Annotated in this window: 30 protein-coding genes, 1 pseudogene and 1 riboswitch; of the genes and pseudogenes, 21 read left to right on the plus strand and 10 right to left on the minus strand. The window is 32.9% G+C overall.

The features are described 5' to 3' along the window. Positions 1–38: 38 nt before the first annotated feature. Positions 39–140, plus strand: a riboswitch (purine riboswitch). Positions 141–279: 139 nt separating this feature from the next. The 5 genes from AC4GZ8_RS00705 to AC4GZ8_RS00725 all read left to right on the plus strand — a co-directional run bounded on the left by AC4GZ8_RS00705 (position 280) and on the right by AC4GZ8_RS00725 (position 3,289). Then, positions 280–873 carry a xanthine phosphoribosyltransferase gene (locus tag AC4GZ8_RS00705; RefSeq protein ID WP_491079884.1) on the plus strand — a complete coding sequence of 198 codons (594 nt, stop codon included), beginning with the start codon at positions 280–282 and terminating at the stop codon, positions 871–873. Next, positions 870–2,183, plus strand: coding sequence for a nucleobase:cation symporter-2 family protein (locus AC4GZ8_RS00710; protein ID WP_491079885.1), 1,314 nt, complete (start codon positions 870–872; stop codon positions 2,181–2,183). Before AC4GZ8_RS00705 ends, AC4GZ8_RS00710 begins: the two co-directional genes overlap by 4 nt. A 148-nt stretch (positions 2,184–2,331) precedes the next feature. Beyond that, entirely contained in the window at positions 2,332–2,673 is a 342-nt protein-coding gene (locus tag AC4GZ8_RS00715; RefSeq protein ID WP_491079886.1) for a hypothetical protein, read from the plus strand. Between the two features lie 82 nt (positions 2,674–2,755). Continuing rightward, complete coding sequence (locus tag AC4GZ8_RS00720; protein WP_491079887.1) at positions 2,756–2,995, plus strand: HPr family phosphocarrier protein; 240 nt, start codon at positions 2,756–2,758, stop codon at positions 2,993–2,995. Between the two features lie 81 nt (positions 2,996–3,076). Continuing rightward, positions 3,077–3,289, plus strand: coding sequence for a methionine aminopeptidase (locus AC4GZ8_RS00725; RefSeq protein ID WP_491079888.1), 213 nt, complete (start codon positions 3,077–3,079; stop codon positions 3,287–3,289). 111 nt (positions 3,290–3,400) lie between these two features. Here the strand turns inward: AC4GZ8_RS00725 and AC4GZ8_RS00730 are convergent, their stop codons facing one another. Further along, entirely contained in the window at positions 3,401–3,847 is a 447-nt protein-coding gene (locus AC4GZ8_RS00730; RefSeq protein ID WP_491079889.1) for an SHOCT domain-containing protein, read from the minus strand. 210 nt (positions 3,848–4,057) lie between these two features. Here AC4GZ8_RS00730 and AC4GZ8_RS00735 point away from each other — a divergent pair, with 210 nt between their 5' ends. The 10 genes and pseudogenes from AC4GZ8_RS00735 to AC4GZ8_RS00780 all read left to right on the plus strand — a co-directional run bounded on the left by AC4GZ8_RS00735 (position 4,058) and on the right by AC4GZ8_RS00780 (position 13,215). Next, positions 4,058–4,273 carry a methionine aminopeptidase gene (locus AC4GZ8_RS00735; protein WP_491079890.1) on the plus strand — a complete coding sequence of 72 codons (216 nt, stop codon included), beginning with the start codon at positions 4,058–4,060 and terminating at the stop codon, positions 4,271–4,273. Positions 4,274–4,398: 125 nt separating this feature from the next. Continuing rightward, a pseudogene (locus AC4GZ8_RS00740) lies at positions 4,399–4,805 on the plus strand (VWA-like domain-containing protein). A 70-nt stretch (positions 4,806–4,875) separates the two neighbouring features. Beyond that, positions 4,876–5,421: a GNAT family N-acetyltransferase gene (locus AC4GZ8_RS00745; RefSeq protein ID WP_491079891.1), complete on the plus strand. Its 546-nt coding sequence runs from the start codon at positions 4,876–4,878 to the stop codon at positions 5,419–5,421. A 328-nt stretch (positions 5,422–5,749) separates the two neighbouring features. Further along, a complete protein-coding gene (locus AC4GZ8_RS00750; RefSeq protein WP_491080393.1) occupies positions 5,750–6,847 on the plus strand; it encodes a type III polyketide synthase in 1,098 nt (365 codons plus the stop codon). A gap of 2 nt (positions 6,848–6,849) precedes the next feature. Beyond that, positions 6,850–7,398 carry an isoprenylcysteine carboxyl methyltransferase family protein gene (locus tag AC4GZ8_RS00755; protein WP_491079892.1) on the plus strand — a complete coding sequence of 183 codons (549 nt, stop codon included), beginning with the start codon at positions 6,850–6,852 and terminating at the stop codon, positions 7,396–7,398. A gap of 397 nt (positions 7,399–7,795) precedes the next feature. Next, entirely contained in the window at positions 7,796–11,404 is a 3,609-nt protein-coding gene (locus AC4GZ8_RS00760) for a dynamin family protein (RefSeq protein WP_491079893.1), read from the plus strand. 51 nt (positions 11,405–11,455) lie between these two features. Beyond that, positions 11,456–11,641, plus strand: coding sequence for a hypothetical protein (locus AC4GZ8_RS00765; RefSeq protein WP_491079894.1), 186 nt, complete (start codon positions 11,456–11,458; stop codon positions 11,639–11,641). Beyond that, positions 11,638–11,904, plus strand: a complete 267-nt coding sequence (locus AC4GZ8_RS00770) for a DUF2533 family protein (protein ID WP_491079895.1) — start codon at positions 11,638–11,640, stop codon at positions 11,902–11,904. Before AC4GZ8_RS00765 ends, AC4GZ8_RS00770 begins: the two co-directional genes overlap by 4 nt. A 118-nt stretch (positions 11,905–12,022) precedes the next feature. Then, the gene (locus tag AC4GZ8_RS00775; RefSeq protein WP_491079896.1) at positions 12,023–12,157 is read left to right on the plus strand and encodes a hypothetical protein; all 135 of its coding nucleotides are present in this window, start codon (positions 12,023–12,025) and stop codon (positions 12,155–12,157) included. 158 nt (positions 12,158–12,315) lie between these two features. Further along, positions 12,316–13,215: a 5'-3' exonuclease gene (locus AC4GZ8_RS00780; RefSeq protein WP_491079897.1), complete on the plus strand. Its 900-nt coding sequence runs from the start codon at positions 12,316–12,318 to the stop codon at positions 13,213–13,215. Between the two features lie 76 nt (positions 13,216–13,291). On the opposite strand, the gene sspL is transcribed toward AC4GZ8_RS00780, so the two are convergent. After that, the gene (gene sspL, locus AC4GZ8_RS00785; RefSeq protein WP_491079898.1) at positions 13,292–13,432 is read right to left on the minus strand and encodes a small, acid-soluble spore protein L; all 141 of its coding nucleotides are present in this window, start codon (positions 13,430–13,432) and stop codon (positions 13,292–13,294) included. Positions 13,433–13,609: 177 nt separating this feature from the next. On the opposite strand from sspL, the gene AC4GZ8_RS00790 reads away from it, so the two are divergent. Then, a complete protein-coding gene (locus AC4GZ8_RS00790; protein WP_491079899.1) occupies positions 13,610–13,876 on the plus strand; it encodes a DUF6123 family protein in 267 nt (88 codons plus the stop codon). Positions 13,877–13,955: 79 nt separating this feature from the next. Here the strand turns inward: AC4GZ8_RS00790 and AC4GZ8_RS00795 are convergent, their stop codons facing one another. After that, the gene (locus tag AC4GZ8_RS00795; protein WP_491079900.1) at positions 13,956–14,858 is read right to left on the minus strand and encodes a DMT family transporter; all 903 of its coding nucleotides are present in this window, start codon (positions 14,856–14,858) and stop codon (positions 13,956–13,958) included. Positions 14,859–14,885: 27 nt separating this feature from the next. Continuing rightward, a complete protein-coding gene (locus AC4GZ8_RS00800) occupies positions 14,886–15,272 on the minus strand; it encodes a reverse transcriptase-like protein (protein ID WP_491079901.1) in 387 nt (128 codons plus the stop codon). 241 nt (positions 15,273–15,513) lie between these two features. On the opposite strand from AC4GZ8_RS00800, the gene AC4GZ8_RS00805 reads away from it, so the two are divergent. Next, positions 15,514–16,191: a ribonuclease H family protein gene (locus AC4GZ8_RS00805; protein WP_491079902.1), complete on the plus strand. Its 678-nt coding sequence runs from the start codon at positions 15,514–15,516 to the stop codon at positions 16,189–16,191. Then, a complete protein-coding gene (locus tag AC4GZ8_RS00810) occupies positions 16,184–16,360 on the plus strand; it encodes a zinc-finger domain-containing protein (protein WP_491079903.1) in 177 nt (58 codons plus the stop codon). Before AC4GZ8_RS00805 ends, AC4GZ8_RS00810 begins: the two co-directional genes overlap by 8 nt. Before the next feature lie 63 nt (positions 16,361–16,423). On the opposite strand, the gene AC4GZ8_RS00815 is transcribed toward AC4GZ8_RS00810, so the two are convergent. Further along, entirely contained in the window at positions 16,424–16,690 is a 267-nt protein-coding gene (locus tag AC4GZ8_RS00815) for a DUF2564 family protein (RefSeq protein WP_491079904.1), read from the minus strand. 197 nt (positions 16,691–16,887) lie between these two features. On the opposite strand from AC4GZ8_RS00815, the gene AC4GZ8_RS00820 reads away from it, so the two are divergent. Then, a complete protein-coding gene (locus AC4GZ8_RS00820; RefSeq protein ID WP_491079905.1) occupies positions 16,888–17,079 on the plus strand; it encodes a hypothetical protein in 192 nt (63 codons plus the stop codon). Positions 17,080–17,163: 84 nt separating this feature from the next. Here AC4GZ8_RS00820 and cspD read toward each other — a convergent pair whose 3' ends face one another. Then, a complete protein-coding gene (gene cspD / locus AC4GZ8_RS00825) occupies positions 17,164–17,364 on the minus strand; it encodes a cold-shock protein CspD (RefSeq protein ID WP_026562601.1) in 201 nt (66 codons plus the stop codon). 277 nt (positions 17,365–17,641) lie between these two features. On the opposite strand from cspD, the gene AC4GZ8_RS00830 reads away from it, so the two are divergent. Further along, entirely contained in the window at positions 17,642–17,911 is a 270-nt protein-coding gene (locus AC4GZ8_RS00830) for a hypothetical protein (RefSeq protein ID WP_491079906.1), read from the plus strand. A 154-nt stretch (positions 17,912–18,065) separates the two neighbouring features. Beyond that, the gene (locus AC4GZ8_RS00835) at positions 18,066–18,332 is read left to right on the plus strand and encodes a phosphocarrier protein HPr (protein ID WP_491079907.1); all 267 of its coding nucleotides are present in this window, start codon (positions 18,066–18,068) and stop codon (positions 18,330–18,332) included. Between the two features lie 54 nt (positions 18,333–18,386). Here the strand turns inward: AC4GZ8_RS00835 and AC4GZ8_RS00840 are convergent, their stop codons facing one another. The 4 genes from AC4GZ8_RS00840 to metA all read right to left on the minus strand — a co-directional run bounded on the left by AC4GZ8_RS00840 (position 18,387) and on the right by metA (position 22,128). Continuing rightward, on the minus strand, positions 18,387–18,539 hold the full coding sequence (locus AC4GZ8_RS00840) for a hypothetical protein (RefSeq protein ID WP_491079908.1): 153 nt from the start codon (positions 18,537–18,539) through the stop codon (positions 18,387–18,389). Between the two features lie 154 nt (positions 18,540–18,693). Next, a complete protein-coding gene (locus tag AC4GZ8_RS00845) occupies positions 18,694–19,695 on the minus strand; it encodes a metal-dependent hydrolase (protein ID WP_491079909.1) in 1,002 nt (333 codons plus the stop codon). A 146-nt stretch (positions 19,696–19,841) separates the two neighbouring features. Beyond that, positions 19,842–20,999 (minus strand): diglucosyl diacylglycerol synthase, encoded by a 1,158-nt coding sequence (locus tag AC4GZ8_RS00850; RefSeq protein ID WP_491080394.1) that lies wholly within the window; start codon positions 20,997–20,999, stop codon positions 19,842–19,844. A 220-nt stretch (positions 21,000–21,219) separates the two neighbouring features. Then, entirely contained in the window at positions 21,220–22,128 is a 909-nt protein-coding gene (gene metA / locus AC4GZ8_RS00855; RefSeq protein WP_491079910.1) for a homoserine O-acetyltransferase MetA, read from the minus strand. Positions 22,129–22,132: the final 4 nt, after the last annotated feature.

Here is a 22,132-nt window from a genome sequence, read left to right on the forward strand (position 1 = left end):
TGAAAAACTCTTGAAATAAACGAAAATATTGTTATAATTCTAGTTAATTGCATAGCACTCATATAATCGTAGGGATATGGCCTACAAGTTTCTACCGATCAACCGTAAATTGTTCGACTATGAGTGGAGTTACTTGTTGTTTTTTATGAACTTTTTATATCCTTGGATATAAAAAAGACGACATGCTTCACTTTTAGTTGAAGCATGTCGTCTTTTTTTGTTTTGGTAGAAAATATTTAGAAAATAAAATTAAGGGATAAAACGTTAGGAGGATACTTAATGAGGCTACTAAGAGAAAAAATCGAAAATGAAGGTATAGTTCTTTCTGACGGTGTTTTAAAAGTTGATTCATTTCTTAATCATCAAATTGATCCGGTGCTTATGAAAGAAATAGGATTCGAGTTTGCTAGACGATTTAAAGCCGAAGGAATAACAAAAATTGTCACAATTGAATCTTCCGGTATTTCTCCAGCAGTGATGGCTGGATTAGAGATGGGAGTAAAAGTCGTCTTTGCTAGAAAAAGAAAATCTTTAACACTAACTGACCAATTACTAGTCTCGTCTGTTTATTCGTTCACAAAACAAGAAGAAAATAATATTGCTGTTTCTAGTCAATTTTTGAGTAAAGATGATCGGGTCCTAATCATTGACGATTTCTTAGCGAATGGTGAGGCAGCAAAGGGGCTTATCGACATTGTCAATCAATCCGGTGCAGCGGTTATGGGTATAGGAATTGTGATTGAGAAGTCTTTCCAAAAAGGAGCAAAAGAGATAATGGATTTAGGCTATAGAGTAGAATCTTTGGCGAAAATAGCTTCTTTAAAAGAAGGGCAAGTTAGTTTTGTTGAACAGCTTGAGGAGGTAACAATATGAAACAGACAGCTAAAAATATTTCATTAGGGATTCAGCATGTACTGGCTATGTATGCTGGTGCAGTAGTTGTACCATTAATTGTTGGTAGCGCAATTGGGTTATCCGGCTCTCAATTAACGTATTTAGTTGCAATTGATATTTTTATGTGTGGGATTGCAACGTTTTTACAGGTTTGGAAAAATCGCTTTTTCGGAATTGGTTTACCTGTTGTATTAGGTTGTACATTTACGGCTGTTGGCCCAATGATTGCAATTGGTAGTGAATATGGTGTTTCTTCTATTTATGGAGCTATTCTTATCTCAGGGTTAATTGTTATTTTAATCTCATCTATATTCGGAAAATTAGTGAAGTTTTTCCCTCCAGTCGTAACTGGTTCTGTTGTTACCATTATCGGGATCACGTTAATCCCTGTTGCAATGAATAACATGGCAGGTGGAGAAGGAAGCCCAGATTTTGGTTCATCTGAAAATCTGTTTTTAGCATTTGGAGTACTTATTTTAATCATTCTATTAAATCGTTTCTTTAACGGGTTTGTTCGAGCAATTTCTATTTTAATTGGCATCATTGCAGGAACGGTTGCTGCAGGCTTTCTGGGAATGGTTGATTTACAACCGGTCCAAGAGGCATCTTGGTTTAATCTAGGAAAGCCGTTTTATTTCGGAACACCTACTTTCGAATTAGCACCTATTATCACAATGACCATTGTAGCAATTGTTAGTATGGTAGAGTCTACAGGAGTGTACTTTGCTCTAGGTGATATTTGTAACAAAAAAATTACTGAAAAAGACTTGGCAAGAGGATACCGTGCTGAAGGTGTTGCTTATATGTTAGGTTCGATCTTTAACGCATTTCCATATACTGCTTTTTCCCAAAATGTAGGTCTTGTTCAAATGTCTGGAATTAAGACGAATCGAGTGATTTACATTACAGCAATCATGTTAATTGGTTTAGGGTTAGTTCCTAAAATTGCTGCATTAGCTACAATTATTCCATCCTCTGTATTAGGTGGAGCAATGGTCGCAATGTTTGGTATGGTTGTAGCCTATGGCATTAAAATGCTAGGACAAGTACAATTTGCTTCACAAGAAAATTTACTGATCGTTGCGTGCTCTGTAGGATTAGGTCTAGGTGTAACAGTTGTACCTGAAATGTTTGCAGGTCTTCCGGAATCAGTGAAAATTTTAACAAATAGCGGTATTGTGGCAGGAAGTGTAACAGCGATTGTATTGAATATTATCTTTAACATTATCCCATCTACTTCAAAACAGAAACAAACAGACAATACAGTTATTCAAAACCAAGCTTCATAATAAATGTGCTTTCTTTATATTCATTCTTAGCATATGAATATAGGGAGAGCACTTTTTTTGTTTTTTACTTATCTTCAATCAAGGATTTATGTAGAAAAACAACGAGTTTGTGCAATACTGATGAAAACTTAAAAAGGAGGCGTTAGTGATGAAGGATCATGATAAAGTTAAGTCCTTAAGCGAATATCAATTAATGAAACAATTAAAAGAGGATAAACATTATTTATTAGAAGTAGCAGACTTATCAGAGCTATCGGACCCAATACAAACTCAAAATGCAATTAATGAAAGTGAAAAGCAGCGAATTCAAACGACAGTGAAGAATATGTCTCAGTTATGTGGCTGGGTTCTATCTGACCACGTTGTGATGAGAAACGGTATAAAACTTGTATTTCATCATCCGGATGATTCAGAGAAAAAGGAGATTGTAATTCAAACGGATGAACAAAACCGGCTATTAATTACCACAGATGAGGAAGGTTTCTGTTAAGCATTACTTTTTATAGAATATTTGTCATGAAGGATAAAGGATATAAATAAAATTTAGAAAAAGTAATCGTAGGGAGAAAAGGATGAGAGTAAAAGAGCTGAAAGTTTCGAAACCACTTACAGTAGATATGTTTATCCAATTAACAAACCTGGCAAATAAGTTTGAATCGGACATTTATATAATAGGACCAAATTATAAAATTGATGCGAAGAGCTTAATGGGACTATTATCGACATTAAGAATTGAAGATGAAATTACCATTCTAACTGGTGGGGAAGATGAGGAGGAAGCAATAAAAGCTTGCATACAGTTTTTTAATTAAATATTTCGTAGATTTTATTCACCTTGTCCTTAGGTGTTGAATACTTTATAGAAACAACGATATCGAGGTCAGGTGAATGACATGAAAAAAAAGCTCATGAATTGGCTTAGTAAAAGAAAAAAGGTTCATGAAGAAAAAATGAAGAAGCTTGGAAAATGCCCTGATTGTCGTGGATATGGAGTTGTCATCGTACCTATGCACTACGCTGGAAGTAGTTTAGAGTGTTATAGATGTAATGGAACAGGAAAATATTCAGAATGGGATAAAAGTAATTTAAAGGACGGTTCCTTATAAAACCTAAACATCGGAAGGGCTTTCTTGTTGTTATACTCCCAGAAAGAAAATCGAAAACAACAAAGGCTGTCGCGATACTGCGTCAGCCTTCATTCTTCTTTTTTCCATGCATTATTTTTCTAAAAGTCGTTCTTTTTGGTCTTGGTATTCTTCTTCAGAAAGAATGTCTAAATCATAAAGCTCTTTTATTTTCTTTAGCTTGTCAAAATTGTCAACAGCAGAGTCGACTCTTTGGTTTTTTATTTCTTCAACTTTATTTTCAATCATTTCTTTCATTTCAAAAGCAATCTCTTTTTCATGTTTAGAAAACTCAATTGTTTGAACGTGCTTTTCGCTATTATTATCAATTGTTCCGCAATCTAAAATGATACTTCCATTTGAAGCAAATCCTGGTTCTTTTAAAGTAACACTCGCGATGTTTTTATATTGTAGTAATTTTACTTTATTAAATTTACCGAGAAATCCGTTTTGGATAATTTCTATACTATTTTGATACATGTAGATCGTTGTTTTGCTTCCTTTTTTAAATATATATTCTTTAAATGCTAATTCAGCCACCGTTTTTCCCCTTTTCCTTCGTTCTTACTTTTCCAAAGTGATGACACATTAATCTGATTTTATTTTACATAATTTTTATCTAAATTTCACTGCTTTTCCAATTAAAATTTCGTAACGATTATTAAAAAGTAAAAAAATTGTCTTAACAAATGTTTAAATGTAAAGCTTTAGAAGATATTAAGGAATAATAAGGAAAAATGAGGTGATCATATGGATTTTCTTCGAGGAATAGCAGAGTGGAAGCATGCAAGAGTAAAAAAAGTACGAGCTGATATGGAATCTTTAGGAAGATGTCCTAATTGTAGAGGAAGAGGCTTTACATCATCTTTCACAAGTATGTATTTACCAACCTATGATGCTATTTTTGATTGTCCAGGCTGTAATGGAAGCGGTCTATTTGATGATTGGAACGGCAACAATGTTTAGGCAAATTCAAAGGAATGGCCATATAGTTATTATGGTTGAATTTAGGTCACTAGACTAGCATAGGATCTTTCCATTTGAGTAAAAATAGATGTGCTTGAGAAAAAAGTGAGGGGGAGATCGTCAGGATGAAATGGCAAAAGCAGCTTTTATCAAAATTGCAGGAAAGATGCGGAAAAAAATAGCACTTGCGATTGACACTTCAACTAAACAAACGAACACATTATTAATCCAGAATATTGTTAAGCTTTTTAGTGAAGTTGCCCCTAATTCACTTCTAGTGCAAGCTGATTTTAAGATCAGGAAAATCACACCAATAAAAGAAGATCAAATTACTTATTACACACACGGAAAATCGTCTTATACAGAAGTGTTAGAATGGGCAGGTCAAGAACATATTGATACCCTTTTCTATATCACAGATGTAACAGGATATTTTTATGAAGAATTAGAAGTAAATAATGAAGTATTTTGGTTAGTTCCTGATGAATTTATTCCAAAGGTCCCTTTTGGAAAAGCGATAAGAGTGGCTTGAAAGAAAAAATGATGAGGCTGGAGATGAACTTCAGCCTCAGGTTGATGTCCAGAATAAAGGAGAGTATGAGATGACGGTGGATCTGATAGAACAATTCACTGCTAAAAACGGTGAACAGGTTATTCTGAGGCCTGTTCAAAGTGAAGATGCAGAACAAATCATTCATGCAGTTGCACAAATAATTGAATCTGGAACGTATATTCAAAAAGAAGCCCCGCGCAGTCTAGAAGAAGAGCAGAGCTTTATTGATAAAATGGTACAGTTAGATAACATGTATATTGCTGCAGTAATAAATGATGAAATAGTGGGGATTGCTCGCGTTATTAGAGGAGAACTTGAAATGAAACGACATATTGGTTTATTCAGAACATGGTTAGTCAATTCAGCTCAGGGAAAAGGAATTGGCTCAAAAATTATGAGTTACACGATTAAATGGTGTCAGATCCATCAACTACATAAGTTATGTTTAACGGTGTTTGCTTCAAATGAATTGGCACATAAATTGTATGAACGATTTGGTTTTATACAAGAAGGTGTTCAAAAGGAGCAAGTGAAAATAAATGGAAGCTATGAGGATGAAATTTTAATGGCTTATTTTTTAGAGAGGAAAGAATAAGGGATTTAATCCAATTATTCCTTCTTTTAGACAAGGTATTTGCTAATAGGAATAATATATTCTTAGGGAAGAGGTTTTGGTGACATTTCCAGAATTTTCAGAGGTGAGTATTCCTAGTGAATGTTATATAATGAAAGTGCACAACAACAACTCCTTTAAAACGTTAGCTTTTCCCCATTTCAAGGGAAAGGCTTTTTTTATACAAAAATATAGAATTTGAACTTGACAACAAGCCAAGTTTTTTAAATTCTGGATAATTTTAGTTTTTTTGGTCAAAGTAACATTAATCATAATGTTACTTTTTTTAGAAATATGAGGTGAAATGACATTGGCCTATATTTTATCGGTAGGAAAATCTGTTCCTCGATATGAAACCAAACAGGAATCAACTATAGAATTTGCGAGAGAAATATTTGAGGAATCTTTTAAAGATTTTGACCGTCTTTTACCTGTATTTAAAAATGGTGAAATAGAAAAACGGCAATTTTCACAACCGATTGAATGGTATAAAAAGCAGCGTACATTTGAGGAAAAAAATGACTTATATATTAAAACCGCAGTCAAACATGGTATAGAAGCTGTGAATAATTGCCTTACAAATCAAACATTATTACGTAAACAAATTGCTTATGATGATGTTGATGCTCTCTTTTTTGTCAGTACAACAGGGTTATCAACTCCAAGTATAGATGCTAAATTGATGAATGCCTTGCCTTTTAAGGAAACAACTAAGCGAATCCCAATTTGGGGGCTGGGATGTGCTGGCGGTGCCTCAGGATTGTCTCGAGCTTATGAATATTGTAAGGCATATCCTGACGCAACGGTGCTCGTTATATCAGTAGAATTATGCAGCTTAACCTTTCAACGAGATGACAGGTCAAAAAGTAATTTAATAGGTACATCACTTTTTGCCGATGGTGTTGCATGTACTTGTGTGGTAGGAAGTAAAGTTGACTGGAAGATAAGATCTAACATAAAAGCCATTCCCAAAATACTTGATTCAAGGTCAACATTTATGCGGGATTCTGAAGATGTTATGGGATGGGATATCAAAAATAATGGACTTTATGTTATTTTTTCACGCGATATACCTTCAATTATTAAAAAATGGCTCCGTCCACAGGTGATTGATTTCTTACAAGAAAATGAAATGGATATAGACGAAATAAACCATTTTATGGCCCATCCGGGAGGAAAAAAAGTACTAGAAGCATATAAGGAGGGATTGGGCTTTACAAACAAACATTTACATATTTCAAAAGAAGTATTAATTAATCATGGGAACATGTCATCTGTAACGGTCATGTATGTTTTAGAATTATATCTTGAAAGGGAACTGGGGAAAGCTAAAGAATATGGGCTAATTGGTGCGCTCGGGCCAGGATTTAGCTCAGAAATGCTGCTTGTTCAATGGGAGGAAAGTTAAGAATGTTCTACATAATCTTTTTTTTTCTTATAGCACAAAGGATAACGGAACTGTTGATTGCAAGGAAAAATGAGCAGTTAATGATCAATAGAGGGGGAATTGAGCATGGCAAAGACCATTATCCTTATATTGTGTCATTGCATGTCCTTTTTCTAATATCCTATTTTTTGGAAGTGCAAGTTTTACAAAGAGAATTAACAGAATTATGGTATGTAATTCTCCCAATTCTATTTTTCACTCAAGTAATTAGGTATTGGGCTATATATTCATTGGGGAATTATTGGAATACGAAAATAATCATTATTCCAGGTGATGTGGTTATCTCAAGGGGGCCATACAAATTTATCAAACACCCGAATTATATGGTTGTAGCTGCTGAGATTTTATTCCTTCCATTATTATTTCATGCTTATATAACAGCTATTTTATTTACCATATTGAATGTTGTCATGATGACGATCCGGATACCAGCTGAAGAACATGCTTTACAAACATATACAAATTATGAAGATGTTTTTTCTAATAAAGCCAGATTTTTACCTGAAGAATAATACCGACAGATTTTTCGAAAAATAAAAAAAGTTATATTGAAAATGATTATCATTGATGATAGAATGAATTTATATTGAAAATCATTCTCAAAAATATGGAGGTCTACTGCGAATATGACGATGTTATTTGTCGGTTGTACCGTTGTTACGTATAGCGTGTTAATTGGTTACATATTAAAAAATATAGATACACAAAAAGCATAAAAATATATATTTATGAACTTGACATTCATTATATAAGTATTTAATAAAGTTCTTTTTCATTTTAAGCTCACAGTTAATTACTGTGGGCTTTTCATCTTTTTTCAACTTCAGAACAAAACGATAATAGATAATTTGCATATAATTCTGTAAAATGAAGGTAACAAAATGTATGTGCCAAGTGAAGGGGATTAACATGACAACTGTTGTAAAATCAAAACAATTAATGCAAACCATTATCAATCTTCATGAAAGAATACATGAAAAGGATCATGAAAATGCCAATAAGTTAGTCGAAATGGCTCATAAGCTTGACCAACAAAAGCTGTATATTGCTTTTGCAGGCCATTTTTCTGCAGGGAAATCATCCATGATCAACAAACTTTTAGAAGAGCAAATCTTACCAACAAGTCCGATTCCGACAAGTGCGAACCTTGTTTTATTAGAAAAGGGGATTGAACAAGTCACGTTATATTCTGCAGCAAAAGAGAGTATAGAGTTATCAGGTGACTATTCAATTGAACAAGTGAAAGAGTACTGTAAACAAGGCGACGATATTGAAAGGATACGGATAAAGAAGCCCTATCAGAACTTAACAGAAGATGTCGTTATTATGGATTCACCTGGTATTGATTCCACAGATGCCGCACATAAATTATCAACAGAATCAATGCTGCATCTAGCAGATGTTATTTTTTATGTAACCGACTATAACCATGTCCAATCAGAAGAGAATCTTTCATTTATTCGTGAAATGAAGGATCGAAATAAAATGATCTTTTTGATTGTGAATCAAATTGATAAACATGAAGAGAAAGAGATACGTTTTGATACTTTTAAACAAAAAATTGAAGGATCTTTTGCAGAAGTTGGATTACATCCACAAGACGTATTTTTTACAACTCTAAGAAACGACAAGCATCCATATAATGAATTAGAAAAAGTAAAAGAGTTAATCAATGTTGTAATTCATGAAAAAAATAGGTTTTTAGATCAAAATATGTCACTAGCTATTACTCAGGTTGTTGAGGAACATCTTGAAAAATATGAGGAACAAATTGACTTAACAGAACAAAACGAGAGTGAAATCCGTAAACAACTAGAGGAATATACAGTCAGAAGGAATGGTTACCTTGCTTCGATAAAGCAGGAAGAAGAAAAAATGGATCAGCTTCAAATTGATATAGAAGAGAAAGTATCGGCGATATTAAAAAGTGCCAACCTAATCCCATATGAAACGAGGGAAAAGGCAGCAGCTTTTATTGAATCCGCTGATCCTTCTTTTAAAATAGGTTTTCTTTTTTCGAAAACAAAAACGGAACAAGAGCGTGAAAAGAGAAAAAACGAATTATACGATAGTTTGTTAAAAAATACGGAAACTCAAATAGCTTGGCATTTTATTTCATTACTAAAAGAGTTTATTCAAACATATGAAATTCATGATCCAAAGCTTATACAGGAAGCTCAATCATTTTCTATTAATGTCTCACAACAAATTGTATCAGATGCAGTAAAAGCTGGTGCTTCTTATAATAATCAGTATGTTTTGACCTATTCCTCTGATGTAAGTGATTTGATAAAAAAGCATAGTAAGCTCCAAGTTATGAGCTTATTAAAAAAGATGATGGATGTGATAAACAGAGAACGTCAAGATCAAATGGCTGAAATAAAGGAGAAGGTAAATCAAGAGAATGGTAAGATTGAAAAATGCCAAGAGATTTTACGTAATTTCGATAAGTTTAGTCAATATAACAAATCATTACAAAATATTAGTAAAGGAATATCTACTAAAGAGTTAGACGAGGAAAAATGGTTAACTGAGCATCATTTATATAAAGCAACAACAAAATCTATTCAAATCCAAGAAAAGAAAGTAGACGAAGAAGAAGCTAGTGAAAGTCATTTATCAAATCAGCTTACCAATTCCCGATATCACAATCGAGATGTATTTATAAAGAGTGCAGAACAGGTTGTCAAACGGCTTGAAAATATTCAAGGATTTAAGCAATTTACTGATTCACTCGAGGGTAAGATTAACAATTTCAATAACCGATCCTTTACTGTAGCGCTATTTGGTGCGTTTAGTGCAGGAAAGTCATCTTTTGCAAATGCGTTAATAGGAGAAAGGCTCTTACCGTCTTCACCAAATCCTACAACAGCAACGATAAATAAAATTGCCCCGCCAACATTTGAAAAGGCTCATGGTTTAGTTGAAGTTAAACTGAAATCAAAAGAGATGCTAATGAAGGAAATAATCGATAGTATACCTTCATTACATAATAAGGGGATTACAATAGAAAACGTTACTGAGAACTTACAGAATTTTCAAGGGCAACATATAAATGAAGCCGACCAAATAGTGAAGTATCAAAAGGCGATATTGGATTATCAATCCCTAGCATCTGAAGGGCTAATCGTTCAAGCGGATACACACACTTTTAAGGATTTTGTCGCAAAGGAAGAAAAGGCATGTTTAGTTGAAGAGGTTATTGTTTATTTTGATTGTCCAATTACAAGAGCTGGGATAACATTAGTGGATACGCCTGGGGCGGATTCCTTGCATAAGCGACATACAGATGTAGCATTTCAGTATATTAAAAAAGCAGATGCGGTTTTATATGTGACCTATTACAATCACCCTTTCTCAAAAGGAGATCGTGAATTTTTAAGACAATTAGGAAGGGTTAAGGATTCCTTTACATTAGATAAAATGTTTTTCATTATCAATGCTGTTGATTTAGCCAAAAATGAAGAAGAAGTTAATCTGGTTAAGTCATACATTAGAGAGCAGTTCTTAAAGCATGAGATAAGAAACGTTCGACTTTTTGGGGTATCTAGTTTAAACATATTATCTAACAAAGTAGAAGAAGAAAAAGATTATCTCGACTTTCAACAACAGTTCAATACTTTTATCAAAGAGGAATTAACAAATACTACCCTTTTATCAATCAAAGAAGATTTAAAACGCTGTAAAGAAAGAATAAAATCCCTAATACATGCTGCTGAAATGAGCGGGCTTGAAAAAGAGAAAATTAGAGAAACTCTTATACAAGAGCAAATTAGTGTTAATAATGAACTAGCAAATTTAACGCCAGACCATATTGTCACATCGGTATCACAAGAAATCGAAGAGTTAATTTTTTATGTGAAGCAGCGCTTATTCTTTCGTTTCAATGACTTTTTTAAGGAAAGCTTTCACCCGAGCATTTTTCACCAAAATTCGGACATCCAACAAGCATTACAAACTTGTCTGGAAGAGTTAGTAAGAACTGTAGAATTTGAATTAATCCAAGAACTTCAAGCTACATCGTTAAGAATTGAAAAGGTTATACAGAAGACCTTAGAAAGTGAGTTTAGTCGAATCGTACAGCTCATAAAGAAAAAGTCACAAAGTGTAACATTTGCGTCAATTGAATTTTCCGAAATACAAACACCAACTATTTCTGTTGAATTTTCCGAAAGTATGATTTCAACTTTTTATCCAGCATTGAAGTTATTTAAAAATACAAAATCCTTTTTTGAACGTAATGAAAAGAAAGTAATGGCTGAGGACTTATCTAAACGATTTGATGCACCAGCATCTGTTATTTTAAATGAATATGTAAAAGAGTTTTCTGATTATTATAAGGATGCAATCGAATCCGCTCATAATATACTTTTACAAGAAGTAAAGGAACAAACAAAGGAAGGGTTTGCTGCTTTGCTTGATATCCGTCATGAAGACACTGGTCATTTAAAAACAGAGTTAGAGAACATCACAGAAGTTGTTCAATTATTAGGTGAGAATAATCATCCAAAACATTAATTTTATGATACAATTTACTGATAAAACATAAAGCGTGCAGGGGGAAAAGGCTTGGATTTAAAAGCGTATCAAGTTTGTGCAACGTGTATACATTTTGAGGCGATTCGAAAGGATAAAAAAATGATGTATTACTGCAGACGTTTAAAATATGAAACGAAGCCGACTTATTCGTTTAATTGCTGGATCCCTAAAGAACACGTCAAAAGGTTAATGGAAAAACGAGGTGGAACCACATGAGTAACGTACATGAAGCTATAACACAGCATAGTAAAAATCAGCATCAACACATTCAAACATTTTTAAAGTTAGAAGCGAAAAGAGAATCATTAATTGAAGAAGCGGTTTTTTGTTGTGTAAATTCTTTACCATTTGAAGTTGAACAAATTAATCAAGTAACATCTGAAATGAACAGGTTAGCATCAGGAGGTATTGTACCGACGCGTAAAAAAGTTACAAAGGAAATGGTACAGGAATTTGTGGAAAGAAAATATGGAAACTGATTATTCATTGGTAAGATTCTAATTCTGTTAGACATTACCAAGACCCTTTTCGGATTCAAAAAGCATCTCTGTGCAAAACTATAAATGTTTTTCTGAATTAAGGAAAGGTGAGGATATTATGGGACGTACAAAATTAGGTAATGCAAATGCACAGCGTAACAATAATAAAAAGAAAAAAAATGATTTTAATACTGAATTTGCTTCATATGCACAACATGAGGCATTAAAATTAAGTAGTAAAAATAAAGACTAATCAATAAAAACCTGTAGAGATTGTTTCTCTACAGGTTTTTTGTCTAAGCAAAAATAGAATTTACTCGAAGTACCAAGTACAACCTCCGGCGATTTATGTTATACTAGCCTTTGGTTAATGATAGGTAATAACTAAAGGACCGATTGTGAGGGTTAAAAATGAAAAAAGATCAGCATTTATTAATAGTAGATGGGATGGCATTGCTTTTCCGTTCGTTCTTTTCAACATCTGTTTATGGTCAATTTATGATTAATAGTAAAGGAACTCCGACAAACGCAGTAAATGGTTTATTAAAACATTTATTTGCTGTTATTGAATATACAAAACCAACACATGTAGTTTGCTGTTGGGACATGGGGAGTAAAACATATCGTAATGATTTATTTACCGATTATAAAGCGAATAGGCCTGAGGCCCCGATTGAACTACAGCCGCAGTTTGATTTAGCCAAAGAAGTTGTGGAAGCACTCAACATTAAAAATATCGGGATAGAAGGCTATGAAGCTGACGATTGTATTGGAACATTAACGAAGAAATTTGAAAAAGATATGAAAATATCAATTATTACAGGGGATAAGGATATTCTTCAATTATTAAATGATCAAGTGGATGTATTAATTTTACAAAAAGGAATAGGTAATTATAAGCATTACACAAAGGAATTATATGTTGAAGAATTTGCAATTGAGCCACGCATGCTCATTGATGTAAAAGCATTAATGGGAGATTCAAGTGATAACTATCCTGGTGTTAAGGGAATTGGTGAAAAGACAGCTTATAAGCTTATTTCACAATATAGATCGATAGACGAATTACTTAAAAGCCTTTCAGAGCTTACAAAAGGGCAAAAGACTAAAATTGAAAATGATTTAGACATGCTACATCTTTCAAGAAAATTAGCTGAAATTAATTGTCAAGCTCCATTAGAGTGTTTATTAGACGATTCGCTTTTATTTATAGATGAAGAAAAAGCTCTTTCCATCATAAAAGAACACGAATTACGAGGAGTCCAGTCTATGCTTAAAAATTTAATGGTTATACAAGAAGAAGCAATCTAAAGTTTATCGATATCATTTAAAACATGAATGGAAGAAAGATCATCCTCCATTCATGTTTTCTGTTACATATGAACAATTATTTTGTATTCTTTTTCTTTGCAGCATTTTCTAGTTTACTTTTAGGCTCCATTGAGAATTCTGTATCAGCTGCTAGACCTTGTGGATTGACACTTGGAGCTTTTCTACCTCGATTATTTCCTCTTTTTTCACTACTCATATGATCGCACCTCCAATTATATTATGACCTACTACCTAAAAAATACGAATAAATAAATGTGAGAAATGAAGGAAAGAGTGGAAATAAATCGAAAAGAATGATGAAAAAAGATAGAATTTGTCGACATTTTTAGATAAGATCGAATTAGTACAACATTAACAAAGGATGAATCAAAATATGTTTCGGTCGGTTAGAGAGTATGTTGATTACTTAATTGGTAAAGGATTTGTATTAGGGGAGGATGCAAACGGATTTATCGAATTTGGTCAACAGTATACAGATACAGTAGATGAAGTCGTTATTATTGCCATAGAATTGACATTAAAAATTCAAAAGGAATTTGATGGTTCTTTTTTTATATCACTTTTAGAGAATTTTAAAGCGGAGAAAATTGTTAATCGAAAACAAGCATTACTTCATATAAAATCTTTAAATTTAATATGATACCCTAAACGATATTCTATTTAATAAAGATGAGATGAAAATAATGTTCTTTATTTCATCCCATCTCGCATTTCAATTTTTACATACTATGTGTTTGTTTTATATTTTGTTTGAAAGGAAAAACCTTAGGAAGTTCGGTCATAATCATGGCCATAAAAATGAAGCAGCATCCGATGAATCCGTAAATTGACAGTCGTTCCTCTAAAACAAAATACGCTGTTAATGCAGCAAAAACCGGTTCCATTGCAAAAATGATTGCAACTCTTGCAGCTGACGTAAACTGTTGAAATTTTGTTTGAATATAAAAGGCAAGTGCAGTTGCAAAGATTGATGTGATAAACAACGCAAAAATGACGTCTTGATGTAATATTTGGTTAATTGAAATTGTTGGCTTCTCAATTAAAAAAGAACTAAGGAAGCTCAGGAAAGACACTGTGAATAATTGAATAATCGTTAAGGGCAATGCTGGGTGTTGGTCAGTGAATTTACTCGTAAACACAATGTGAAACGCGAAGCCAATTGCACATATAAAAACAAGTAGGTCTCCAAAATTTATTTGTGATAAACCTGCTAATGTTAAAAAATAAAGTCCAACAGTTCCGATGCTTGCTCCAATAAAGACAATGAGCTTTGCTTGCTCTTTTAAAAAGAAGATGGCAAGGATAGGAACAATCATTACACTTAATCCAGTAATAAATCCAGCCTTAGAAGATGTAGTATAAATAAGACCCACTGTTTGAAACGAATAGCCAATAAATAAAAAGAAACCTAAAAAAATCCCTGCTTTGATCAACTCGGTCGAAAAAAACGATCTCCCACTTTTCAAAACAAACAAAGAAAGGATAATGGCTGCCAGCAGGAATCGAATTCCATTAAATAAATTTGGTGGTAAAAATTGAATCGCATTTTGTACAACAACAAAGGTCGCTCCCCAAATAAAAGCAACAAATAATAAACTTCCATCTGCAAACATTTTTTTCATTTTAGTCACGCTCTCAATTATCTTGAATTATTGGTTAAGTATAGCATTTCTTGCAAGTTGATCTGCAACTTTGTTTTCTTTGCTAGGTATCCATTTTAAGAAGAATAAGTCAAACTGTTTAGATAACTCAAGGATTTTCTCCAACAGTGGTGAATATTGGCTGTTTTTCACAAACTGTTTTTCTACTGCTCGATCCACTAATTGTGAATCTGTTCGAAAGGAAACAACTTTATATTCATTTTGAATACAAATTTCCATTCCTTTAATCACAGCATGATATTCTGCCTCATGATTTGTCATCAATCCTAATGGAATTGAAAACTGTTCTGCTTTTCCATGTCCTTTAATAAAAACCCCAGCACCAGAACGACCAGGATCACCGGCACTTGCCCCGTCAACATATACTTCTATCAACAAATTTCCTCCTCGTCTTTAATCTTTAATTAAATAGAAATCGATGGTAAAATAGGTACCATTGGTCTGCATGATATAAATAATAATTTTATTATTGCTTAATCATTGTGATAAATCGAATATGATTATAGCATATTGATTACATTAGTTAATATAAAGATTTACTTTTGGATTACCGAATTCTTAGAAAAAAATGATTTTTTCATAATAAATTAAAATTCATGTTCAGGAGTGAACGTAGTTGAAATATCGAATCGAATGGATATATCAGACAAAAAATAAGCATCAAACTGAATTAACTTCTGATTATCTTACATTAAAAGAAACAATTATTATTTCTGAAGATATGCTACAAACCGGAAGAGCCAAGGATCTCTCTTTTACTTCGGAGGACGGTCAGACATGGAATCTTAAAGAGTTGAAGAAATTAAAAGATATTGTAAAAGATGAGCCACATGATGTTGTAGCATATTTTGATGGAGGATTTCATAAAAATACTAAGCTAGCCGGCTTTGGTGCGGTGATTTATTATACTCAAAGTGGAAACCGTCATAGAATAAGAATGAATGAAAGAGCAGATGAAATTGAGTCTAATAATGAGGCCGAGTATGCAGCATTTGATTACTTAGTTAAAGTTCTTGAAGATTATGGCATAACAAGACAAAAGATAGTATTTAGAGGTGATTCCCAAGTGGTTTTAAACCAACTATCCGGGGAATGGCCTTGTTATGAACCAGAGTTCAATATTTGGCTTGATCGAATCGAGGATAAATTAAAAAAGCTAAAAATTACTCCCAAATATGAACCTGTGTCAAGAAAGGAAAATACTGAGGCAGATAAACTAGCAACCCAAGCGTTAGAAGGTATTGAAATTAAAAGCAAAATGACAATGGATGAAGGCGTTGAGGTAGATGAGTAAAAAACAAACTTTACAAGAATTAAGTGAAATAATTGACACATACTGCTCAAATTGCTTATTAAAAAAGCATTTTAGAGAAGAGTATGGTAAAACATATGCACATACTTTTTGTATAAAAAGCTGTACAGTCGGGGAAAAGATAAAGAATGTTGGTAAAAAATTAATCTAAAAAAATCCGCCAATGCGGATTTTTTTTAAGTACTGTGAAATTGCTTTCTTATAGTTTCTTTATTTATTGCTTAGCTTCTGATAATTGATGCTGACATTGTTCAAGCAGTTGCTGTTGTTGTGTTAGAAAGTCCTGGTCAAATCCAGTTTCTGCAGTTCGATTCATTAGGTCTTTTGCATCATTGATTGCATTCTCAGCATTTTTAATTGCTTCCGGATCCATTTGCATAGTTGCTGCTCCAACCATTTTTTGTGCCGCTTTTACAGATGCTTCTAATTGTGCGATTTCATTCATTCCACTAATTAAACCTGTGTGATTGATTTGGTCCATTTTAACCACCTCCAAAGATAGTTTTTGTTTCTTATCATAAAATATTCGTTAAAAAAAACATTCCATTTTTTTATATCACAATTTAAATTGTCGTGTTAAAATGAAAATAGATTAAAATTTTGTAAAAAAATAGAACGTTTATAAAACATTTTTACTAGGAATTGTCGATTATTAACATTAGGGGAGGGTGAAAGGTCTTGTCAAATGCTCCATTAGATTCATCAATTAAAGAAGCATTTCAGGAAATATATAAAGATATTGATAAATTGGTCTTTATAGCGAACAATGCAAATGTGTTCAATCATCACGAAGTTTCACGTATTGAAAAATGCATAAAGCAAAATGTAAAAGCAATTGAGTATATAATGATTAGTCAAAAGTCATTATAAAAATAGAAAAAAAAGAGGTGGAAACATTCCAACCTCTTTTTGTATAAGTTTGTTTATGGTTAAATCACAGATATAAACTTGTGATTATAACTTTGTAACGTTAGCAGCTTGTGGTCCACGGTTACCTTCAACGATTTCAAAAGAAACCTCTTGACCTTCTTCTAATGATTTGTAACCTTCACCTTGAATAGCTGTGAAGTGTACGAATACATCGTCTCCACCTTCAACTTCGATGAATCCGAAACCTTTTTCATTATTGAACCATTTTACTTTACCGTTTTGCATAGTACTTAATCCTCCTAATACTGTAGCACAGGTGGTGCTAAAAAAAATTTTATCAATTAAGAATAGGATATGTAAGGTCTAGACATGTTGTGAAATCGTAGGTTGTAACCAATATATACTCATCTTAATGATAATTTCACTATACACTAATCTAAAGATATACGTCAAGGTAAAGTAGCATATTTTAACATAACTTTCTGAAACTTTTGTTTAAATGATTTATTATAGATTCATATGTACAAGCATATAATGGCTACAACTGGGAGGGGTGGTCTCTGTGAGAAGAATTCAGGCAGATGATATCGATATTTTTGTAACGTGTCACCGGAGGATAGATCACATAAAATTTAATGAAATATGTAGTTTAATTTCACAGTTAACTGGTAGTCTTGATTGTTTAAAAAAATCTTCTGTTATATTAATTCAAGGGGATGAAGATTATTTTGTCGTCGAACGAATGAATACAGATACGTATACATTACACGTACAATATGCTATATCTAGACAAAAAGTATATAAAATAAATGAAAATCAGACAATAAGTTAAAGTAAAACTAGTTCCCTTTTTTGAAAAAAAGTTTATAATAATGGTATTACGATATGTAGCTTATATTTAGCTGCACCTAAGATGGATTTTACATATTGATCTGTCTCATTAACTTTTAAAGCTGCATTGGCTATCTTGAAGGGGGAACCAAATAATGGTAGAAAAGACTTTTACAATTACAAGTGAAGCAGGACTTCACGCAAGACCAGCAACTGCTCTAGTAAATGCAGTTAATTCATTCACTGCAGATGTAAACTTAGAAGCAAATGGTCGTACAGTGAATCTAAAATCTATTATGGGTGTAATGTCACTTGGTATTTCTAAAGGAACGCAAGTGAAAATTTCGGCAAGTGGAAGTGACGAAACAGCAGCATTAGAAGCTGTGGAAAGAGCAATCACAACTGAAGGTTTAGGAGAATAAACAAAAAAAGAGCGACATTTTTAATGTCTGCTCTTTTTTTGAATTTATCATGTGCTATTTTTCTCTCGTTTTATCTCTTTGGTCTTTATTTCGTTTATTTCCTTTACTATTGTCACCCGCTAGATGTTCCTCTGCAAACTCCATTTGATTTGCTCCGTTTTTTGGTGAGTTTTGATTACGACTTCCTTTGTTCACTTTTTTTGTCATATTAATTCCTCCTTGACAATAAAACCAATTGATTGCATGTATATTTTTTTCCTAGGAAAAAAATATATGCATCAAGGAGAGAAGTTTATAAACAGAGTAAGAAGATTAATGATGTCGATGCGGTTTTTAACTTACTCTTCGATGGAAAATTTCTTTATCTTTCCAGTTCTACTTTTCTGTTCTGTGATGGGATGAGTTTTTTATGAGAGTTTTTTGAGTGATATACCCACCCAGAAAAGGATGAAACAATTTTTAGTTCCTTATTTAACATGACAATAGCCATATAAGGATAGTGGTTATTATGTCTAAAACGGAGATCAATCCAACGAACTTCATATCCGTATGGCTGTAAGACATATAAGGCATGAACGTGCTTGGAGTTAGCAAGAAAGTGTTTTACATTACGATCCTTTAGTGATGACTGAATATAAGGGCATGATGGATCATGTTTTTTAAAATTGTGCTTCCAAGTAATTGTTTGTTTTTTGACACGACCCGTTTTATAAGAATGATCTGTCTCAATAACAAAGTCCCATTTCCACAGGGAGATTGTAGGGATGATTGAACAGGTAGTAATTAATTCAGAACTATTTGCAATGATCGTTTTTATACGGCGGGAGACCAGATAACGTATCATAAGATAAATTGCAATTGCAAGGTAACCAATTAAAAATACATGACCAGGCGAATATTGAAAGAGCCAACATGTAAAGCCTATCAAATGAACAAGAATGATAAATGGATCGAATAATGGGATAAAATTCAAAGATAACCATCTCTTTGTGAAAGGACGGCCAGCTTGAGTGCCGTACGCATTAAAAATGTCAAATAACACATGGATTATAACGGCTAAAAAAGTCCAAAAAAGCAACGGTAAAAAAGGGATCGGACGAAATAGAATGAATATGATAAATGAGATCAATATAGACCACATAAGGATGGCTGGAAGAGAGTGGGAGATTCCTCTGTGGTGCTCGGTATACATGCCATTCCCTTTTAGGATTTTGATTCCATAATCAAAATCAGGTGCATTGGAACCGATGACAGTTCCTACCATAACCGCTGATGCTAGCTCTGGATTAGTTGCTACATTTGGGTCTAAATAAGCGAGACCTGCTATTCCAAATCCCATGGTAATATGTGTACTTGTATCCATGTTTTGCCCCCAAGGTTTTTGATAAACCCATTCATCCATTTATGAAAATTAAGTCTATATAAAATATTTGGCTTATCAACAAGGGTGAAGGGAGCCTATCAAGCCTCCCTATGACAAAAAGCGGAGATTTCCTGCACAATCTTATTCTAATAGTTAACGGAGCCTGCCATTACATGTTTATCTCTAATATAAGCAGATTCTTTGATCATATCATTCACAATAATGTCAGCTGAATGAGGTATATTTAATTTCTTTATATTGCTTTTCATGTTTAGAAGTTTTTGGTCATCTATTAAAAGGTTATGAACTTCATCGCATATATCTTCTATTTGATTAATAATAATTGCAGATTGATTGTTTTCGAAAAAATGAGCATTTTCTTTCTCTTGACCAGGAACGGGTTTAAAAAGGACAACCGGGACTCCAATTGCAGTTGCTTCTGTTAATGTAATCCCACCCGGTTTGGTTATCATACATGAAGCAATTCGATAAAGCTCATCAACACGTTCTACATAATTTAAAACCTTAAATTGTTGTGGATAGTTTTTACCTAAAGAATCTAGTGATTCTTTAAGTAGCTGATTATTCCCGCATACGACTACAATTTGTAATTGCTTATTTTTTGATAAGAAGGCTTGGCATAATTCTTTTACATTCTTTAAAACACCATGAGCTCCTGCCATAATTAGCAGCGTTTTCTTGGAGGGATCTAAATCATATTTATGATAAATGGGGTTTAAATCCATTTTCATTTCAAATTGTTTGCGAATTGGAATTCCTGTTACCTTTATACGATTTGGATGAATTCCCAGTTGTAATAATTTTTCTTTTACATGATTTGTAGCAACGTAGTATTTATCAATATTTTCATGAACCCATATTCTGTGTAAGCAAAAGTCTGTTAACACATTAAATGTCGGGATAACAGTTCCTGTTTTTCTTCTATATTCCGGGACGACAATCATTGGAAAGGTATTGATAATCATATCAGGTTGTTCACTTGTTACGATTTGGTGCAATCGTTTATGTCCCATTTTAAAATAAAGGTTCATCATTCGCTTATTATAAATTTTGTCGACCCCGTAATAAAATAGACGATAGAATTGTTTCCCAATTGAGAAACTCTTTAAATATAAATATTGAGTAATTTCAGAAAACACTGGAAATGATTCAGAATACAGATTACATACAATAACTTTTTTAAATCCAAGCTCCTTACATTTTTCTTCTAACGTTTTGGCAACTTGAACATGGCCATTTCCATATTTTGCAGTTAAAATTAACACCTTTGAATTTGGATTCAACATTTTCACCTCAATCTAATCAGAAACAGATCAATACACATTAAAAACAGTTCATATTCGATGGATATGAAAATATGAACTGAATTTGTCTTAAAGATTACCATATAAATGTTACTATTTTATAAAGCAATTATTAAGTATTTCTTAAGATGTAAAGTTGTTATTGTAAAAATATTGAAATTTAAAACAAACTCCTTAAAAACCTTTACTTAGAAACGTTTTAGTCCCAATTATAAGGTGTTTCTTGGTAAACATAATAATTGAGCCAGTTCACAAAAAGAAGATTTGCATGTGATCTCCAACATTGGATCGGTCTATTTTTAGGATTGTTGTTGCGGAAATAATTTTCTGGAATATCAATTTCTATCCCTTTAGCTAAGTCCCGCTCATATTCATCCTGAAGTGAAGTTAATTCATATTCAGGATGTCCTGTTAAAAAGATTTGCTTTTCATCTTTTGACATAACTAAGCATACCCCGGCTTTTTCTGAATAGGAAAGGATCTGTAACTCAGGAATTTGTTCAATTTCCTCTTTTAATACATCCGTATGTCTTGAGTGTGGAACATAGTACAAATCATCGAAACCTCTTAACAACTTTACAGTTGGATCTACAACTTCATGCTCGAAAATACCAAAGCATTTTTTTTCCAATTTATATTTATTTACGCCATAATGATGGTAAAGTCCTGCTTGTGCCCCCCAACAAATATGAAGAGTTGAGGTAACATTTGTTTTGGTCCAATCCATAATTGTTTGCATTTCCGGCCAATAGGATACTTCATCAAATTCCAAATGTTCAATAGGTGCTCCAGTAATAATCATTCCATCAAATCGTTTATGCTTGATGTGTCGGAACGTAGTATAAAATTCTTTTAAATGTTCAATAGCTGTTGTTTTTGATGTGTGAGTCTCAGGACGTAAGAAGGTAATATTTAGTTGTAAAGGTGAATTTCCTAATAACCGTAATAATTGAGTTTCGGTTTTTTCTTTTTCAGGCATAATGTTCAAAATAATAATATTTAGAGGACGTATATCCTGAGAGTAGGCTCGTTTTTCATCCATTATGAAAATATTTTCTTTTTCAAGAATTTCTTTTGCTGGTAAATGACTTGGAATATTAATTGGCATTAAC

This window comes from Metabacillus sp. RB-C-LZQ-3-1 (assembly GCF_058315175.1).

What these genes read in the sequence shown, in the direction of transcription:
- AC4GZ8_RS00840 (WP_491079908.1), bottom strand. Translation starts at nt 18,539, where the DNA reads ATGACAAAAAAAGTGAACAAAGGAAGTCGTAATCAAAACTCACCAAAA.
- cspD (WP_026562601.1), bottom strand. Translation starts at nt 17,364, where the DNA reads ATGCAAAACGGTAAAGTAAAATGGTTCAATAATGAAAAAGGTTTCGGA.
- AC4GZ8_RS00745 (WP_491079891.1), top strand. Translation starts at nt 4,876, where the DNA reads ATGACGGTGGATCTGATAGAACAATTCACTGCTAAAAACGGTGAACAG.
- AC4GZ8_RS00810 (WP_491079903.1), top strand. Translation starts at nt 16,184, where the DNA reads ATGAGTAAAAAACAAACTTTACAAGAATTAAGTGAAATAATTGACACA.
- AC4GZ8_RS00755 (WP_491079892.1), top strand. Translation starts at nt 6,850, where the DNA reads ATGTTCTACATAATCTTTTTTTTTCTTATAGCACAAAGGATAACGGAA.
- AC4GZ8_RS00780 (WP_491079897.1), top strand. Translation starts at nt 12,316, where the DNA reads ATGAAAAAAGATCAGCATTTATTAATAGTAGATGGGATGGCATTGCTT.
- AC4GZ8_RS00725 (WP_491079888.1), top strand. Translation starts at nt 3,077, where the DNA reads ATGAAAAAAAAGCTCATGAATTGGCTTAGTAAAAGAAAAAAGGTTCAT.
- AC4GZ8_RS00715 (WP_491079886.1), top strand. Translation starts at nt 2,332, where the DNA reads ATGAAGGATCATGATAAAGTTAAGTCCTTAAGCGAATATCAATTAATG.
- AC4GZ8_RS00720 (WP_491079887.1), top strand. Translation starts at nt 2,756, where the DNA reads ATGAGAGTAAAAGAGCTGAAAGTTTCGAAACCACTTACAGTAGATATG.
- AC4GZ8_RS00790 (WP_491079899.1), top strand. Translation starts at nt 13,610, where the DNA reads ATGTTTCGGTCGGTTAGAGAGTATGTTGATTACTTAATTGGTAAAGGA.
- AC4GZ8_RS00835 (WP_491079907.1), top strand. Translation starts at nt 18,066, where the DNA reads ATGGTAGAAAAGACTTTTACAATTACAAGTGAAGCAGGACTTCACGCA.
- AC4GZ8_RS00845 (WP_491079909.1), bottom strand. Translation starts at nt 19,695, where the DNA reads ATGGATACAAGTACACATATTACCATGGGATTTGGAATAGCAGGTCTC.
- AC4GZ8_RS00795 (WP_491079900.1), bottom strand. Translation starts at nt 14,858, where the DNA reads ATGAAAAAAATGTTTGCAGATGGAAGTTTATTATTTGTTGCTTTTATT.
- sspL (WP_491079898.1), bottom strand. Translation starts at nt 13,432, where the DNA reads ATGAGTAGTGAAAAAAGAGGAAATAATCGAGGTAGAAAAGCTCCAAGT.
- AC4GZ8_RS00770 (WP_491079895.1), top strand. Translation starts at nt 11,638, where the DNA reads ATGAGTAACGTACATGAAGCTATAACACAGCATAGTAAAAATCAGCAT.
- AC4GZ8_RS00705 (WP_491079884.1), top strand. Translation starts at nt 280, where the DNA reads ATGAGGCTACTAAGAGAAAAAATCGAAAATGAAGGTATAGTTCTTTCT.
- AC4GZ8_RS00710 (WP_491079885.1), top strand. Translation starts at nt 870, where the DNA reads ATGAAACAGACAGCTAAAAATATTTCATTAGGGATTCAGCATGTACTG.
- metA (WP_491079910.1), bottom strand. Translation starts at nt 22,128, where the DNA reads ATGCCAATTAATATTCCAAGTCATTTACCAGCAAAAGAAATTCTTGAA.
- AC4GZ8_RS00760 (WP_491079893.1), top strand. Translation starts at nt 7,796, where the DNA reads ATGACAACTGTTGTAAAATCAAAACAATTAATGCAAACCATTATCAAT.
- AC4GZ8_RS00775 (WP_491079896.1), top strand. Translation starts at nt 12,023, where the DNA reads ATGGGACGTACAAAATTAGGTAATGCAAATGCACAGCGTAACAATAAT.
- AC4GZ8_RS00735 (WP_491079890.1), top strand. Translation starts at nt 4,058, where the DNA reads ATGGATTTTCTTCGAGGAATAGCAGAGTGGAAGCATGCAAGAGTAAAA.
- AC4GZ8_RS00815 (WP_491079904.1), bottom strand. Translation starts at nt 16,690, where the DNA reads ATGGACCAAATCAATCACACAGGTTTAATTAGTGGAATGAATGAAATC.